The 14,683-nt window shown below is 57.6% G+C and carries 10 protein-coding genes; 5 read left to right on the top strand and 5 right to left on the bottom strand.

Annotated elements, in window-relative coordinates; translation table 11 throughout:
- Nucleotides 1-15 precede the first annotated feature (15 nt).
- Both AAFF19_RS02280 and AAFF19_RS02285 read right to left on the bottom strand, forming a co-directional pair.
- Nucleotides 16-1,911, bottom strand: coding sequence for a feruloyl-CoA synthase (locus AAFF19_RS02280; protein WP_342721194.1), 1,896 nt, complete (start codon nucleotides 1,909-1,911; stop codon nucleotides 16-18).
- Nucleotides 1,912-2,075: 164 nt separating this feature from the next.
- The gene (locus AAFF19_RS02285) at nucleotides 2,076-2,861 is read right to left on the bottom strand and encodes a crotonase/enoyl-CoA hydratase family protein (RefSeq protein WP_342721195.1); all 786 of its coding nucleotides are present in this window, start codon (nucleotides 2,859-2,861) and stop codon (nucleotides 2,076-2,078) included.
- A gap of 160 nt (nucleotides 2,862-3,021) precedes the next feature.
- Here AAFF19_RS02285 and AAFF19_RS02290 point away from each other — a divergent pair, with 160 nt between their 5' ends.
- Complete coding sequence (locus tag AAFF19_RS02290; RefSeq protein WP_342721196.1) at nucleotides 3,022-3,945, top strand: amidohydrolase family protein; 924 nt, start codon at nucleotides 3,022-3,024, stop codon at nucleotides 3,943-3,945.
- On the opposite strand, the gene AAFF19_RS02295 is transcribed toward AAFF19_RS02290, so the two are convergent.
- Together AAFF19_RS02295 and AAFF19_RS02300 are read right to left on the bottom strand one after the other, a co-directional pair.
- Entirely contained in the window at nucleotides 3,946-4,455 is a 510-nt protein-coding gene (locus tag AAFF19_RS02295; RefSeq protein ID WP_342721197.1) for a MarR family transcriptional regulator, read from the bottom strand.
- Between the two features lie 161 nt (nucleotides 4,456-4,616).
- On the bottom strand, nucleotides 4,617-6,008 hold the full coding sequence (locus tag AAFF19_RS02300) for a YifB family Mg chelatase-like AAA ATPase (RefSeq protein WP_342721198.1): 1,392 nt from the start codon (nucleotides 6,006-6,008) through the stop codon (nucleotides 4,617-4,619).
- Between the two features lie 40 nt (nucleotides 6,009-6,048).
- Here AAFF19_RS02300 and AAFF19_RS02305 point away from each other — a divergent pair, with 40 nt between their 5' ends.
- From AAFF19_RS02305 to AAFF19_RS02320, 4 genes are all read left to right on the top strand, one after another.
- The gene (locus AAFF19_RS02305; RefSeq protein WP_342721199.1) at nucleotides 6,049-7,941 is read left to right on the top strand and encodes a hypothetical protein; all 1,893 of its coding nucleotides are present in this window, start codon (nucleotides 6,049-6,051) and stop codon (nucleotides 7,939-7,941) included.
- Nucleotides 7,868-10,219, top strand: a complete 2,352-nt coding sequence (locus AAFF19_RS02310) for a hypothetical protein (protein ID WP_342721200.1) — start codon at nucleotides 7,868-7,870, stop codon at nucleotides 10,217-10,219. The genes AAFF19_RS02305 and AAFF19_RS02310 overlap by 74 nt, the downstream gene beginning before the upstream one ends.
- The gene (locus AAFF19_RS02315; RefSeq protein WP_342721201.1) at nucleotides 10,209-10,919 is read left to right on the top strand and encodes a hypothetical protein; all 711 of its coding nucleotides are present in this window, start codon (nucleotides 10,209-10,211) and stop codon (nucleotides 10,917-10,919) included. The genes AAFF19_RS02310 and AAFF19_RS02315 overlap by 11 nt, the downstream gene beginning before the upstream one ends.
- 389 nt (nucleotides 10,920-11,308) lie before the next feature.
- Nucleotides 11,309-12,169 (top strand): site-specific integrase, encoded by an 861-nt coding sequence (locus tag AAFF19_RS02320; RefSeq protein ID WP_342721202.1) that lies wholly within the window; start codon nucleotides 11,309-11,311, stop codon nucleotides 12,167-12,169.
- Nucleotides 12,170-12,562: 393 nt separating this feature from the next.
- On the opposite strand, the gene AAFF19_RS02325 is transcribed toward AAFF19_RS02320, so the two are convergent.
- The gene (locus AAFF19_RS02325; protein ID WP_342721203.1) at nucleotides 12,563-14,500 is read right to left on the bottom strand and encodes a phospholipase D-like domain-containing protein; all 1,938 of its coding nucleotides are present in this window, start codon (nucleotides 14,498-14,500) and stop codon (nucleotides 12,563-12,565) included.
- Nucleotides 14,501-14,683: the final 183 nt, after the last annotated feature.

Raw genomic sequence — 14,683 nt, forward strand, 5'->3', positions numbered from 1 at the left:
TCCTGGTGGTGGCGCTCAGGCGCCGGGTTTGAGGATGTGGGGGGCGGTGTCGTCGTGCAGGGCCTGCACCAGCGCATCGCGGTGCTTGAGCACGGCGCGCTGGTTGACGGAGCCCTTGTCGGTGATCTCGCCCTTGTCGATGGAGGGCGGCTCGGCCATCAGCAGCGCGCGCGCCACGCGGCTGGCGCTGCCGGTGGATTCGCGGGCCATCTGGTCCAGCACCGCCTCGATGCGCTGGCGCACGGCGGGGTGGGCCACCACGTCGGCCAGGGGCGCGTCGGGGCCGAGGCCTGCAGCCTCCGCCACGGCGCGGCAGGCGGGGGAGGGGAACAGCAGGGCGCCCACTTCCTTCATGTTCAGGCCGGTCAGCACCACGTCCTGGATGTAGGGCGCGCCCGCCACGATGATCTTGGCGCGCATGGGGCCCACGCTCACGAAGGTGCCGGTGGAGAGCTTGAAGTCTTCGGCAATGCGGCCGTCAAACGCCAGTCCCCGGTGGATGTTGTTCTCGTCGATCCACTTCACGGCGTCGCCGGTGCACAGGTAGCCTTCGTCGTCAAACGCATCGCGCGTGGCAGCGTCGGAGCGCCAGTAGCCGGGCGTCACGTTGGGGCCGCGGTAGCGCACCTCGGTCTTGCCATCCACCTCCACCAGCTTGAGCACCATGCCGGGCACGGGCGCGCCGATGTGGCCGGAGCGCACGTCGGGGCTGTTGCAGAACATGGCCGAGGGGGCGGATTCCGTCATGCCCAGGCCCGTGCACATCACGATGCGCTCGCCAATGGCGGCCTCTTGCGTGGCGTGCAGGCTGTCCCACACGGGCTGGGCCAGGCCGGCGCCGGAGTAGAAGAACAGGCGCACGCGCGACAGCAGGTTGGTGCGCAGCTGGGCGTCGGTCTTCATGGCCTCGGCAATCATTTCAAAGCCCGTGGGCACGTTGAAGTACACCGTGGGGGCGATCTCGCGCAGGTTGCGCAGCGTTTCGCCAATCAGTGCGGCCGTCGGCTTGCCGTCGTCGATGTACAGCGTGCCGCCATGCATCAGCGTGAGGCCGAAGTTGTGGTTGCTGCCGAAGGTGTGGTTCCACGGCAGCCAGTCCACCAGCACGGGCGGGGCCTCGGCCAGCACCGGCAGCGACAGCGTGATCTGCTGCAGGTTGGCACACCACATGCGCTGGGTGTTGATGACCGGCTTGGGCATCTTGGTGGAGCCGCTGGTGAACAGGAACTTCACGATGGTGCCGGGGCCGGTGGTGTGCATGGCTGCGTCCACCGCCGGGGTGGGGGCGGTGGCCTTAAGGCTGCTGAACGTGCCGGTGGTGCGGCCCGCGATGGCGCCCTGGGCCAGGATCACTTCCACATCGGCGGCCACCGTGGCGGTGATGGCGCGGCCGTAGCGCGCGCCGTCGGCCGCAAACACCAGGCCGGGCGTGAGCGTGTCGATGACGTGGCGCAGCTTGTCGTAGTCCTGGCTCACGGTGGCGTAGGCGGGCGACACGGGGCAGTAGGGCACACCGGCGTAGATGCAGCCCAGCGCCAGCAGCGCGTGTTCGATCGTGTTTTCACTCAGCACCACCACCGGGCGCTCTGCGCTCAGGCCGCGGTCCAGCAGCGCCTGGCCAATGCTGCGCGCGGCGTCGAGCGCCTGGGCGTAGGTCACGTGCTGCCAGTCACCGGTCTCGCCGCCACCGAGCTGCTCGCGCCGCGCCAGAAAGCTGCGGTCCGGCGTGGCCTCGGCCCAGTGCACCAGGTAGTCGGTCACACGCCGTGCGTAGGCGCCCAGGGGCAGGTCGGCCTGCAGGTAGCGCACGCCCGCTGCGCCGTCGCGCAGGCTGACGCGGGTGACGCCGAAGGTCACCGGGCGGTAGCGGGGCAGGGTGGACGAAGGGGGCGTGTGGGGCAGTGCGCTCATGGGGAATCCGGGGTGGTTGGGGCAGAGGGCTGCAGGCGGTTCGTATGGACCCGCGTCGAATCCCTACAGGCCGTTCGGGCTGAGCTTGTCGAAGCCTGGTGCCGCGCTAGGGCAGGCTCAGCGTGAACGGGTTGAGGTGTTGAACGCAAGGGATACCTCGTCACTCAGTCCTGCTTGCGGACCTTGGCGGCGCGGCCTTCGAGGAAATCGGCCAGGCGCGCCTTGGCCTCGGGCGCACTCTGCGCAATGGCGGCCATCATGGCTTCGGTGAAGAAGCCCTGGTCGGCGGGCTGCTCGGCAATGCGGGGCAGGGCGTGCATCAGCGCGTAGTTGGTCAGCGGGGCGTTTTCTGCCACACGTTTGGCCAGCTCCAGGGCCTTCTCGAACGCCTTGCCTTCGGGCACGAGGTACTGCGCAAAGCCGACCTTTTCACCGTCCTGCGCGTTGTAGACGCGGCCGGTCAGCATCATGTCCGTCATGCGCGCGGCGCCAATCAGCTTGGGGATGCGCACCGCACCACCACCGCCCACAAAGATGCCACGCGAGCCTTCGGGCAGCGCGTAGAAGGTGGATTCGTCGGCCACGCGGATGTGGCAGGCACTGGCCAGCTCCAGCCCGCCGCCCACCACGGCGCCGTGCAGCGCTGCGATGACCGGCACGGGGCCGTACTGCACACGCTCCAATGCGGCATGCCACATGCGCGAGTGGTGCAGGCCCTGGCCGGCGTCGCGTTCTTTCAGCTCCGACAGGTCCAGCCCGGCGCAGAAATGGGGGCCGTCGCCATCGATGACAGCGGCGCGCACGGTGCTGGGCATTTTCTCGAACAGGTCGCGCAGCGCGAGGATCAGGCCGTCGTTCAGCGCGTTGCGCTTGGCCGCACGGGTCAGGCGGATCACGGCCACTTCCTGCTGGTCGCCGGTGAGTTCGAAATGGATGTCTGGATGGGTCATAGAGGCTTTCGTGTTGGTTGAATTGTGGTTATAGTTCATAACCAATTCAAGCAAGCAAAGCCCGTTTTTTATTGGTGTTTACCCTTGATCTGCGTCACGTCCCGTGGCGCATGCTGGCGGCATGGACCAACAAAACAGGGTGCCAACCCAGGAGACACGCATGGACCACGCAAACCTGATTGCGATCGACATCCACACCCACGCCGAAGTGAGCTGCTGGAACCCGTTCGACAACTACGGCGAGGAATACGACCGCGCCGCCGACAAGTACTTCAAGAACGGCCGTCGCCCCACCATTGCCGAAACGGTGGCGTACTACCGCGAGCAGAAGATTGGCCTGGTGATGTTCACCGTGGACGCGGAGTCCAAGATGGGCCGCCGCCGCATCCCCAACGAAGAGATCGCCGAAGCGGCCAAGGCCAACAGCGACATGATGACGGCCTTCGCCAGCATTGACCCCCACAAGGGCAAGATGGGCGCGCGCGAGGCACGCCGCCTGATCGAGGAGTTCGGTATCAAGGGCTTCAAGTTCCACCCCACGGTGCAGGCCTACCACCCCTACGACAAGATGGCCTGGCCCATCTACGAGGTGATTGCCGAATACGGCATGCCCGCCATCTTCCACACCGGGCACAGCGGCATCGGCAGCGGCATGCGCTGCGGCGGTGGCCTGCGGTTGGAATACTCCAATCCCATGCACCTGGACGATGTGGCGATTGACTTCCCCGACATGCAGATCGTGATGGCGCACCCGAGCTTTCCGTGGCAGGACGAGGCATTGAGCGTGGCCACGCACAAGCCCAATGTGTGGATCGACCTGTCGGGCTGGAGCCCCAAGTATTTTCCGAAGCAGCTGGTGCAGTACGCGAACACGCTGCTGAAAGACCGCATCCTGTTCGGCAGCGACTACCCGCTGATCACCCCCGAGCGCTGGATGAAGGACTTCCAGGAAGCGGGCTTCAAGCCCGAGGTGATGCCGGGCATCCTGAAGGGTAACGCCGTGCGGTTGCTGGGGCTGGACAAACCGCAGGGTGCGGCAGCAGCGGCCACCGCGCCTGCCCCCATGCCGCAAACCCCTGCCTGATCAGTCGTAGATCTTCTGCAGCAGACGAATCAGCGTCTTGCGCTCAGTGGCGGTGAGGCGTCCGCTGGCGTCCTGCTCCAGTTGGGCCACGGTCGCTTCGGCTTGCGCCGTCAGATCGGTGCCTTCGGAGGTGAGGTGCACGCCCATGGCACGGCCGTCGCTCGGGTGCGGCCGGCGCTCGATCAGGCCGCGCCGCTCCAGCGCGGCGATCAGCCCCACCATGTTGGGCGGCAGCACATTGAGCGTGGCGCACAGCTGGCGCGAGGTGATGCCCGGGTTGTGCGCCACCAGCGACAGCACCGAGAAATCCACCACCTTGAGGTCGTACACCGACATGCGTTCCATGAACACTTCGATGATGGCCAGCGCCGCGCGGCGCGTGTTGTAGCCCACCAGCGTGCGCAAGAAGGTGGTGTCCACCTGGTCCACCGACTCGGCGGTGGCAGGCATCAGGGTTTCAGCAGGGGCCGTGGACGGCACGGTTTTCGGGTGGGAGCGAACGCTGGGCATGGGGCAATTGTGACGGGATGGGCTCAACGGCACGGTGCCGGGCAGGCCGACAAAGGGCGTGGCGCCAGGGGTTGGATAAAAAATTTGAAGGAAATCGGCCTCCAGCGCTTGACCAGTATGCGCTGGCAGCTATCAATTTGATATTGGTGGTTGCCCTCGAATCACACGGGGCTGCGCAGCACCCGGCGGTACTGCACGGCCTCGGCCACATGGCTCACCTGCGTGGTGGTGGCACCCGCCAGGTCGGCAATGGTGCGTGCCACCTTCAGCGCGCGGTGCGTGCTGCGTGCCGACCAGCCCAGGCGCGCGGCGGCGGTGTTGAGGAACTTGGCGGCCGCGTCATCCAGCAGCAGGTGGGTGTCGATGGCCTGCCCCTGCAGCGCCTGGTTGGTGGTGCCCTGGCGTGCCAGCGCCACCGCCCGTGCGCGCGCCACGCGCTCGCGGATGGCCCCGGTGGCCTCGCCGGCGGGGGCTTGCACCAGCTGGTCGGCGGGCACGGCCGGCACCTCCACATGCAGGTCAATGCGGTCCAGCAGCGGCCCGCTGAGCTTGGACTGGTAGCGGTTGATCTGATCGGGCGTGCAGCGGCAGGCGCGCTGGGTGGAGCCCAGGTAGCCACACGGGCACGGGTTCATCGCCGCAATCATCTGGAACCGGGCTGGGAAGTCCGCACGCTGCGCCGCCCGGGAGATGGTGATGTGGCCGGTCTCCAGCGGCTCGCGCAGCGCTTCCAGCGCAGCGCGCGGGAATTCGGGCATTTCGTCGAGAAACAGGACACCGTTGTGCGCCAGCGATATTTCGCCCGGCCGCGGGGGCGAGCCGCCCCCCACCAGCGCCACCGCACTCGCCGTGTGGTGCGGTGCTGCCGTGGGCCGCTGCCCCCATCGGTCGGTATGAAAGCGCCCGGCCAGGCTGGCAATGGCGGCGCTCTCCAGCGCCTCGTCCACGGTCATGGCGGGCAGCAGGCCGGCAAATCGCAGCGCCAGCATCGACTTGCCCGAGCCTGGCGGCCCGGCCATCAGCACGCTGTGGCCGCCCGCGGCTGCGATCTCCAGCGCGCGTTTGGCGCTGGACTGCCCCTTTACGTCGGCCATGTCCGGCCCTGCGGTGCTGGTGGCCATGGGGGTGGCCTGCAGGCGTGTCCAGCCGTCGTTGGCCACATCGGCATCGCCCGCCGCCACGCTGCCCGGCGGCAGGAAGGCGCGCACCACGTCCAGCAGGTGCCGCGCCCGCACCACCTGCGCTGCGGGCACCAGTGCGGCCTCTTCGGCGCTGCCCGGGGGCAGCACCAGCTGCGCGGTGATCTGCTGCGTCTGCAGCGCCAGGCTGGTGGCCAGTGCGCCGCGCACGGGGCGCAGCTCGCCCGACAGCGACAGCTCGCCCGCAAACTCGTAGCCCGCCAGCCGCGCCCCGTCCACCTGCCCGCTGGCGGCCAGGATGCCCAGCGCTATGGGCAGGTCAAACCGGCCGGAATCCTTGGGCAAATCTGCGGGGGCGAGGTTGACGGTACTCGACGATGTAGCCTTACGGAAATGTACAGGGTAGATTTTCAAATGAAGTTGTCATCCAGACCTACCTGGCGCAGGAGGAGTAGTGCGTTTTAGATTCCACGTTCAACATAAGCTGCATCAGACTGTTTACAAAAAGATTGAAGAGGTTGACGTGGCGGACTTCAAGGTTCCTGTGGACTCTTGGGTGGCCGCTGCATTAGGCCGGGCAGCTGCTGCGTCAAGCCTTCAGCCGTTAGAAATTTCGATAGTCTCAAAGTATCGGAAAGTTTTGTGCGCTCTAGCAAATTCCGCGGAGTGGTTGCGCTGCGCAAGTATTTCGCCAGAGGAGCTTACGGTCGAAAGTCTTGTCGATGCAATCAGGTGCATCGATGCATATGTGTCCACTCTAGATAATTCAACCGCAGCTGGTAAATCTCAGACTTCCTATCATTTGAGGCGACTCCTGGTTGATTTTGCGAAATATTATGAAGTTCCGAGAGTATCCCGCCTGAGGGTTATCTATCGAACTCCGCATGTTTCGCGATCCCCAGGCCGGAAAATGATAAGTGACTGGGCGTCTTCGGGGAGTGACGTGCCGTACCCCATTGGCGCCACTTCATTTAATTCACCCAGTGAATTGCGTGAAAAAATTGCAGCGAAAATTTCAGGAACGTTGGGCGAAATAAAAATAGCTGCAATGCGCGAAATCAATGATATCGAAGAAATCTATCACAGGTATGAGCGATTGTTCGGTTCATCTGAGGTTTCGATGGATATCGTTGAGCGGCTTCTTGAAGGTTTAGCAAATCGAAAACAGCCTTCAAATGCGAAGAAATTTACCGAATGGATTCATTCCCTTCCAATTAATGTTTTGGCTGCTGCATACTGGAAAATATCTCAGGATGCGCTAAGGGGGGAGCTTGAGGGCTTGAGTCAATTCAGGTGTTTAAGAGCGCCTGAGATTATTGAATATATTAAAGAAAAATGCCTGCGTGGCTGTCGGATTGATCTTTTTGCAGAGTTTGTTGGAAACAGAATTATCGATCAAAGAGGTATGCTAGGCTGCCTAATTATTCTGCAGATTCATACCGGATGGAATGTTAATTCTGTCCTTGAGATGGATGCAGATGGTATTCAGAAGAATAATAATGGAGGATACTTTATCCAAGGATATAAGAGTCGTACAGCAGAAGACACTCCATTTGTGGAGGTTTTGGCATCAGATTCTGAAGCTATCCGAGTCATTCAAATTTTGCTATCACGACTTAATGCTATGAAAGTGTTGGGTTGGGTATCTTCTAGCGAGAAGAGGTTGTGGCTCAACAGTCGCTGGGCACGGACCGGGAAGAGTCATCCATTTGTGGGATGGGGCACTCTCCTATCAATGTTTTGCAAGAGACACGGCTTAGTACAGTTTTCGTCAGAGCAACTCAGAGTAGAAGTCCTTGCAAGTCACGGCATTGTCGCCGGCGGGCTGGAGGCGGCGAGACATGTTGCGGGTCATGCAAGTATCAATACCACCGCTATATATCTGGACCAGTTGTTACTTCAGCGCCTAAATTCATCATATGCACTTGAGTTTGAGCGGCGGTTGGAAAAATCCGTTCGCTATCGAATGGGGCAAGTGCAAGAAATGAACAGCGAATCAGACCTTCTGTATGCCATCGGCGATGGTACGAGTTGTGCAGATCCCTTCAATCCTCCAGAGCCTGCGTTTATTGAGCACGGTGTCTGCTCAGGCGCGGGGTGCCATCGCGGTGAAGGGTGTTCGCACCGCCGTATCTTGATTGATCGTACCCGCATGGAAGAAGCGTTCCGAACTAAACGCTTCTATGACGAATGCTGGCGCGACTTGTTAAGTTCTAACAAAGAGTATTTTTTGAAAATACATATCCCTGCCATGTTGGTTAATACGGCGCTGATTGGCATTATTGAAAATGGGGCTTACAGACACATTGCGAAAGCAGTTAGAAAAGAAGTTTATGAAGGGCGTTGAGATGAGGCTCAATCGAATAGGGCATAGTTTGCCAGATAAAGAGCTGGAGATGGTGGATTTTGCGCTTGAAAGTCCCGTTGTCTACAGGGGTGGGAAAATATTGGCAAAAATATATGAGGCGAGAGAAGATGAGGCGGGTTATATTGAAATTGATCCCTCGCATTTTTTCCTGCCCCCTGCTCCATTTGCTGATGGAGTAATCTCCTTGGCCGAGCGCAGTGATCTTGTAATGGCTGCCTTTCTGGCGGTTCGCACATATGCGGAGAGACAAGAACCAAGTAAATCGACGCATATAAATGTAAAGAAAGCTTTTCGTGTACTGGCGAAGACTTTCGAGTTTGCTTGGCTTCGAGGTTACTACAGCCTCCAAGACTGGTCGCCGGAATTGACGGACTCACTACCTAAGCTATTGGGTGAAGGCGGATGGGCAAAGGCTCTAAATATTTCTGAGCGTGTGAGTAAATTGATTGAAGGAGATCCAAAAAATTTAGCTGAGAAATACATCGGTCAACGGAGGACTAAGGCAGATGAGTATTCGATAAGGGGGAGGCTGCAGATTGATTTAGGTACGAATATCATGCAGGCTGAATTAGATTCGGTCCGTGATGTTCTTTCTGAAGCAATGGGTCAGCCACTGACTGGGAGCAGTCCCTCTTCAAGAAGGGTACGGTCCGCAGCAACCTCTGGAATGCTGGTCTCCGCCTTGCGTGAGCAACTCGCTTGGATAAATCTTCTTGCTGAGGCGGGGAGTGGCCAATTAATTACCTACGCGCCCTATCCGTCCCCGGTAAAAACCGCTGAAGAGTATGGGCGCGGGAATTCCGGACGGACACCAAATATCACACCAACCCAGGTCGCTAAACTATTGGCTGAAGGGCTGCGTCTTTCCGAAGAAGCTAGCGTCCATATTCTTGCTTTGTTAGAAGACGTTGTGGTGCGAATGGAGGGGGATGCTTTGAATGGACAGGGCGTGTCGCGCAAGTCTGCGCTCGCAGCTCTAGAGTCATCCGCTCACAGGCTTAGGTTGCGCGACGCGTTTGGGATGGATATCACCGGTCTTATGCCAACACAGGCTACTCCTAAGGAACAGTCGTTGGATGGCGCTCTGGAAACCTTGTACTCGGGATGCTTCGCCCTAATCGGGCTTATGAATGCACGCAGAAAGGACGAGGTCCAACATAGGAAAATTGGTCTTACCCGAGCATCGTTGGAAGTGGTGGATAAATCACTTGATTTGTATATGTGCTCTTTTTATATGCAAAAGACGCACAAGCTGCATGTACCAATGTATGTTGGGCGGGCTACGGTGAACGCAATTCACTGTCTTGAGCATCTCGAGAGCTTGACCATGCGATTGGCATTGGCGGTTGGCGGAGAAGACCGTGTGCTAGCAGATTCTGACCGTGCGCTCTTTCGCCAGCCGAACCTGCAGTTCGGGACAAAGCGTGCTCATTCACGAGTTTGGTTTGAATTCGGAACCGGTCGAACTACCGAAGGGTTCTTCAAGAGGGCATTCGGTGAATTTGCTGAGTTCGACCGAATTACCTCCCATATGTTTCGCCGTGGATATGGATTGCTGTTCATCTATCGGTTCGAAGGTCCAATATTGGCATTGACCCAAAAGTACGGACATTTGGATCCAACTGACACCATCACTTATTTAGTAGATCCAAGGCAAGGAGGGGGAGGGCCTAAAGTTAACCAATTCGCTCGAATGTCTCCTGAGCAAATACAAGAATCTATAAATGAAGTCCAAGGAATTGAACGAGAGATACGCTCGGTAAGCGATGAGAGGCTCCAAGAGATGGTTCGTCAATTAGTCGATGGAAAAAATGTCGGAGGTGGGGCTTTTCCAAAGCTCATCCGACGACTTCATCAGCGCTTTTCCTTACGCACAGATTATGGCAATATGGAGCCGGACAAGCAAGGGTCAGTTGTCGCAGATCTTCTGAAATCGAGAGGCCATCAGTTTCGTCCGTATTGGCATGGTAACTGCTGCGCGCCAAGTGAAGCGCTTGCTAAACGTGCGCACTGTAATAACAAGGAAGGCAGGGGAACACGTCGAGAAAACGCTGGACCGATCATCTGCGCTGGTTGCCAATATCACCATATTGTTGCGGATCACATTCGCTCGCTCGAAGGGTATGCTTTGTCGATTCGTGCTCGTTTAGTCGATGCAGAATCTAGCGCATTAGCGCGTGCTCGTTTAACACCCGTTTTAGAAAATTTGGAGCGTGTAGTTGTCTTGCATCGGCGTAGGATGGAGCATGCCAATTAAACGCAATCTGCCTTCGCAATCTGCGACTGGCTATAAGCCGCTAGTGGCCTTCGGAAACGAAGAAGCAGCAAAGCAGAACATTGATCTGAAAATATCATTCCTTACAGATTTTTGTGCCGCTCGTTCAAATCACTTAGCAGCTCAAAAGCTAGCCGTTGGCAGTTTGTCGAAAGTTTTGAGTGAACTCGCCGATGAAGACTTTCTTGCACTAGCACTTTCACTACCTGACAGCAAACGAAAGTTCAATGCATTTGAGTGCGCTGATTTACCTGCCAAGCTGCGAGTCCTTGTACCTGCGTTCCGATCCAACAGCGCAGAAACACTAAGAAAGGACTCTGAGCGAACGGCGGCAGTCGAGAGAGTGGTAAGGCTTGTCTCCGAATGTCGCGAAGCCGGCAAACCATCGAATAAAAAGGTTGAGAAGGTAGCTGCGCTGAAGCGACAACTAACGATAGAAATTCGACTGCGCAAAATAGCCGAAGAAAACATATATACCCAGAAGAAAATCATTGAGCGGCTTGAAGAGAAGGTAGTGAGCTTTGATAATCGCTACGCGGCACTACACCGTCAATGCGAGGAAACAACTGAGTCTCTTAGAAGGGAAATCAGGCAGTTGCTATTAAAGGGCAGCGTTACGGCATCAGAAACAGCTCTAGCTGTTTCGCCATTGAGGCCGCGCCGCCAAGGGAAGTTAACGTGACTCGGATATTTAAAGGTGGGGCAGGACCACCGATAGTTATTTACGATTTGGTACTCGAAGTAGTTGTTGCCGAAGCGACGGACTACGCGTTTCATCTCCTCGTGCATGAGGGGCTATCAGGGACGACTGTCGATACGACCACTAACCACATCGTTCGGTTTGCTAACTTCATTTTGAGTGAACCAAGGCGGGGAGTAAGGCCATGCTCCCTGCGAGAGGCATTGCACGGCCTGACCAATTCACGGGTCAAAGCTTTTCGAGATCGTGAGCTTAAATCGGTAACGTTCAATTCCAGATCGCGAAAAAAGGAGCGTAAGGCTAAAGCGACTGTGAATGCTCGACTTGCTGCCGTTTATCGTTGGCTTTGGTGGCTGCGAGGAGAAGGATTTGTGTCCGAGAACGTTGTCGGACCAAAAGATTGTGCGGTTGAAATGGGGACGCTTGGCAATCAGGAAATACCAACGCGTAGAAACAGGCGGAAAAATTACTTACGCGAGAGTCGTAAAGTCGCCTCAAGGGAGCGGTTGAGCATGCCTTTGCTTTATCCCGATGCGGAAGGTCGGGGAAGGCTGAAAACGGGTTTCGTTCCTTCGAGGGATTTTGTAGATATGGTAGTAGAGTGCCTGATGAAAAGGGAGTCGAGTCAGTACCGAAATCTAAGGGACGCGCTAATCGTCGATCTTGCCGTTGAAGTAGGGTTGCGAGTGGGCTCGATTGCTTCGCTCAAAGTCTCAGACTTTGATGAAAGATTGATCGAGAACACATTGGAGTCAACGGTGTCCATCACACCATCAGTGCAGAAGTTTTCCTACGAGAATTCTTTCGACGTCCCCGTTTGGTTAGCATTGAGAGTGTGCTCGCTGATCAGAATTCGGGACGAGTACGCAAGGGCCCGTGGCGCTATGGCCGCCCTGAGTCATCAGCATATCTTCGTTTCGGACCGCACTTTCGGCCCACTGAAATCACGCTCGATATCACAGTTGCTTAGTGAGATTCTTAGCTCCCTGGGGGCGCCTAAGGGGACGTCAATTCACGCGTTCCGTGGACTGTTCTGCACTGAGGAAGTTGAACGAGAAATAGCGCATAGAGTCGAGAAAAAAATGGACACCTCAGCTGCTTCCGTATCGGCAGTGATTGCCATGCGCATGGGTCACGCAGATCCGAACTCTTACTTTTCCTATGTTTCGCGTGCAATGTCTCGACGCGCTGCGCAGGATAGGGCAAAGCGATTAATTTCGACGCAGAAGTGACGCAGTAACCCCCGGGGGGTTAGTGGGTCACTTCTGCGTGGAAATCAACATTCTTGGCTTGACCATTGGCTCACGGGGGCACCACAATGAGCGATCGGAGGCCTCTCGATACACCTGGAGAACGAGGGCAGTAAGCTTGTTACCCAGTAGTGTCCCGTAGCGCCCATAGTAGGCACTAAAACAGCAATCTCTCCCGGCGATCTAGACATTTTCACTGACTGAAAAGTCTCTTGTACAGCGCAGATCGGGCATCCTTTTCACCAGTGAGATCAGGCATCATGCTCGTCGTCAGACCGTGGCGGATCACGATTCGAAGGGAGTTGGCCGGACCTCAATGACCCACATCAGGGCTGGACACTGAAACGATCGAGCCGTTGTCTCCACCGGTTGCACCTAGTGCTCACCCAGAAGGTAAGTACGGATATCTGACGGTCCTGGCGCCATATACTTGTCCTGCCAAGTGTCGTTCTCTTTGAGAAAACCCTTGTCAACAGCCTTCTCAACATTCTTGCCTGCAAGTTCGGCTGCACGTCGAATCTCCTCCTGGACGGCACGAAATCGGTAGTGCTCGTGAACGTCCAACACATGCACCGCGTAGGCACAGGCGAGGGCCCTATTGCCTCGAATGATTGCCATATTCTCGTCATTGGCGTAGGAAGCCTTAAATCCAAGGTTGTGGCTGCCAGTCACCACCACGCAGTCTGCTTCTGACATGGGATCGATCACCACCACTTTGTCGTGCACGATGGCGTGGCCGATCTTCAACAGTTCTCTGTCGAAATTTCCCACGGGATCCCGCAGCGCAGCCGCGCGTACCATCAACACGTTGGGCGCTCCGGCAGGTGTGTAGATGGCGGGAAGCGTCACCTTCGGGTCCTCAGGGTCGCGCGGCTGGTAACCCGGCATGGCAGTGGGATCACTGATTACTCCAGCGATGAACAACCCCGGTTTGTGGCGCCCGAAAGCCAAAGCCGCAGAGATGGCGGTGTTAGCGTCCTCCTGCTCCTCTGCCGTGCGCCCCGGATTGAAAACAAGAAAGAAGATCGCGTGCTTTGCTTTGGCCATGAGATCGAACAAGATCTCCAAGTCCGGAGGAACAGTGCGGGTGGCCGCTGTTTTCCGCGTGGGTGTGTTGGGCGAGAACCAAAGCTGCACCTGCGTAGCTCCGTGGTCAAGAACCGCTTCTGAAGGCGTGCTGTTTTCCTTTCGCAGATCGCCCCCCTGGTTGGCGTTGTTCGCCTTGGACAAGGGATCGGGCACGGGCTGCTTGTCCTTGTATAGATGGTTCCAATAGGTCAGGTAGTGACTCGCAACTTCGCTGGAACGAAACACGACTGCATTGTTTGTCTGAGCGCACAAGCCCGTGGGCGTCCAGTTGGTACTTCCTGTCCATACGGCCTGAGGCTGATCGTCGACCACCAACACGGCGAACTTGTTGTGCCCGATGCCTGAAGAAGTGTTGAACATCCGGTCTTGCATGCTCCGCGTCTTTAGCTTCTTCGTTCCAATGGCAGTGCGCAGCCGCTGGCGAGCTTCAGCGTTGGTCACGTCCCACTCACCGGTTTTCTCGTCCTTACCTGCTGTGGAAAGAATGAGATGCAATCGCTTTGAATGTTGCAACAGCAAGTCAATCAATTCGGGATCGCTGAGCTCATACAGTGCGGCATAGATCGTTCCGCCTTCAGCCTCTGCCCGTTCGAACAGCTCGCGCAGCAGCGGCAAGATGTCTCCAGCCAGATACCGGCGAAGAGGATCTCCGACAGTCTCGATGCGCTTGCGCACCACCGAAGCACTGGGCATTTTTCCCTTGGGCGTGCGCAGCTGCTTGCGCAGATTCTGTGTTGACAGGATACCGTTGTTGAAACCGATACTGATTTCGCCCAGATCATTGGACGCCACGATCTCATTGGTTTCAACCGCTTCGCCATAGAACGCCAAAGAAATCTTTTTTCCCTTGTACTTTCCAGGTTGTGCGGTATCTGTTGCTGGCACAGGCTTCATTCCAGCCTTCATAGGTCCAACGGGCTGGATCTCGTACTTGACCCGCAGTGGGCCACTGCGGGTCATCAGCGTATTGCGGCTCTTGCGCAAGGTGAGGTCACGCCACGAGAATTTCTGAATGGGCCAGACGCTGGTGTCTTGTTCCTCCCAGTCCGGATTGGACTGGGACTCAAAGGCGACCCAGGTTGGTAGCACACGACGTTCACCCGTGTCGACAAAGATACGGGTGACCATGAATCCCAAGCATCCCTCAATCTTGCCATCGGTCTCCCAGGCTAGGTAGGCCACCTCGTCATTGCAAAATGTTCTTGCCTTGATGATCTCAGCCATGGGTGTACCTCGTTGTAGTTCAGGATAGCCAGCATGAGACGGCAGAAAATCGACAGTGGCAAGTCAAACTTGCGCACCGGCCGAAATGATGTTCTGAGCGGCCGGGCGCGACCAATGGGCAGCCTTTTCGCCTTGTGACAGAGCCTTCCGCTTTGCTAAACCCTGACTCGAAACACGAATGAC

Source organism: Acidovorax sp. FHTAMBA (assembly GCF_038958875.1).
In the GTDB taxonomy this organism is placed as follows: Bacteria; Pseudomonadota; Gammaproteobacteria; order Burkholderiales; family Burkholderiaceae_C; genus Acidovorax.

What these genes read in the sequence shown, in the direction of transcription:
- AAFF19_RS02280 (WP_342721194.1), bottom strand. Translation starts at nt 1,911, where the DNA reads ATGAGCGCACTGCCCCACACGCCCCCTTCGTCCACCCTGCCCCGCTAC.
- AAFF19_RS02295 (WP_342721197.1), bottom strand. Translation starts at nt 4,455, where the DNA reads ATGCCCAGCGTTCGCTCCCACCCGAAAACCGTGCCGTCCACGGCCCCT.
- AAFF19_RS02315 (WP_342721201.1), top strand. Translation starts at nt 10,209, where the DNA reads ATGCCAATTAAACGCAATCTGCCTTCGCAATCTGCGACTGGCTATAAG.
- AAFF19_RS02325 (WP_342721203.1), bottom strand. Translation starts at nt 14,500, where the DNA reads ATGGCTGAGATCATCAAGGCAAGAACATTTTGCAATGACGAGGTGGCC.
- AAFF19_RS02290 (WP_342721196.1), top strand. Translation starts at nt 3,022, where the DNA reads ATGGACCACGCAAACCTGATTGCGATCGACATCCACACCCACGCCGAA.
- AAFF19_RS02285 (WP_342721195.1), bottom strand. Translation starts at nt 2,861, where the DNA reads ATGACCCATCCAGACATCCATTTCGAACTCACCGGCGACCAGCAGGAA.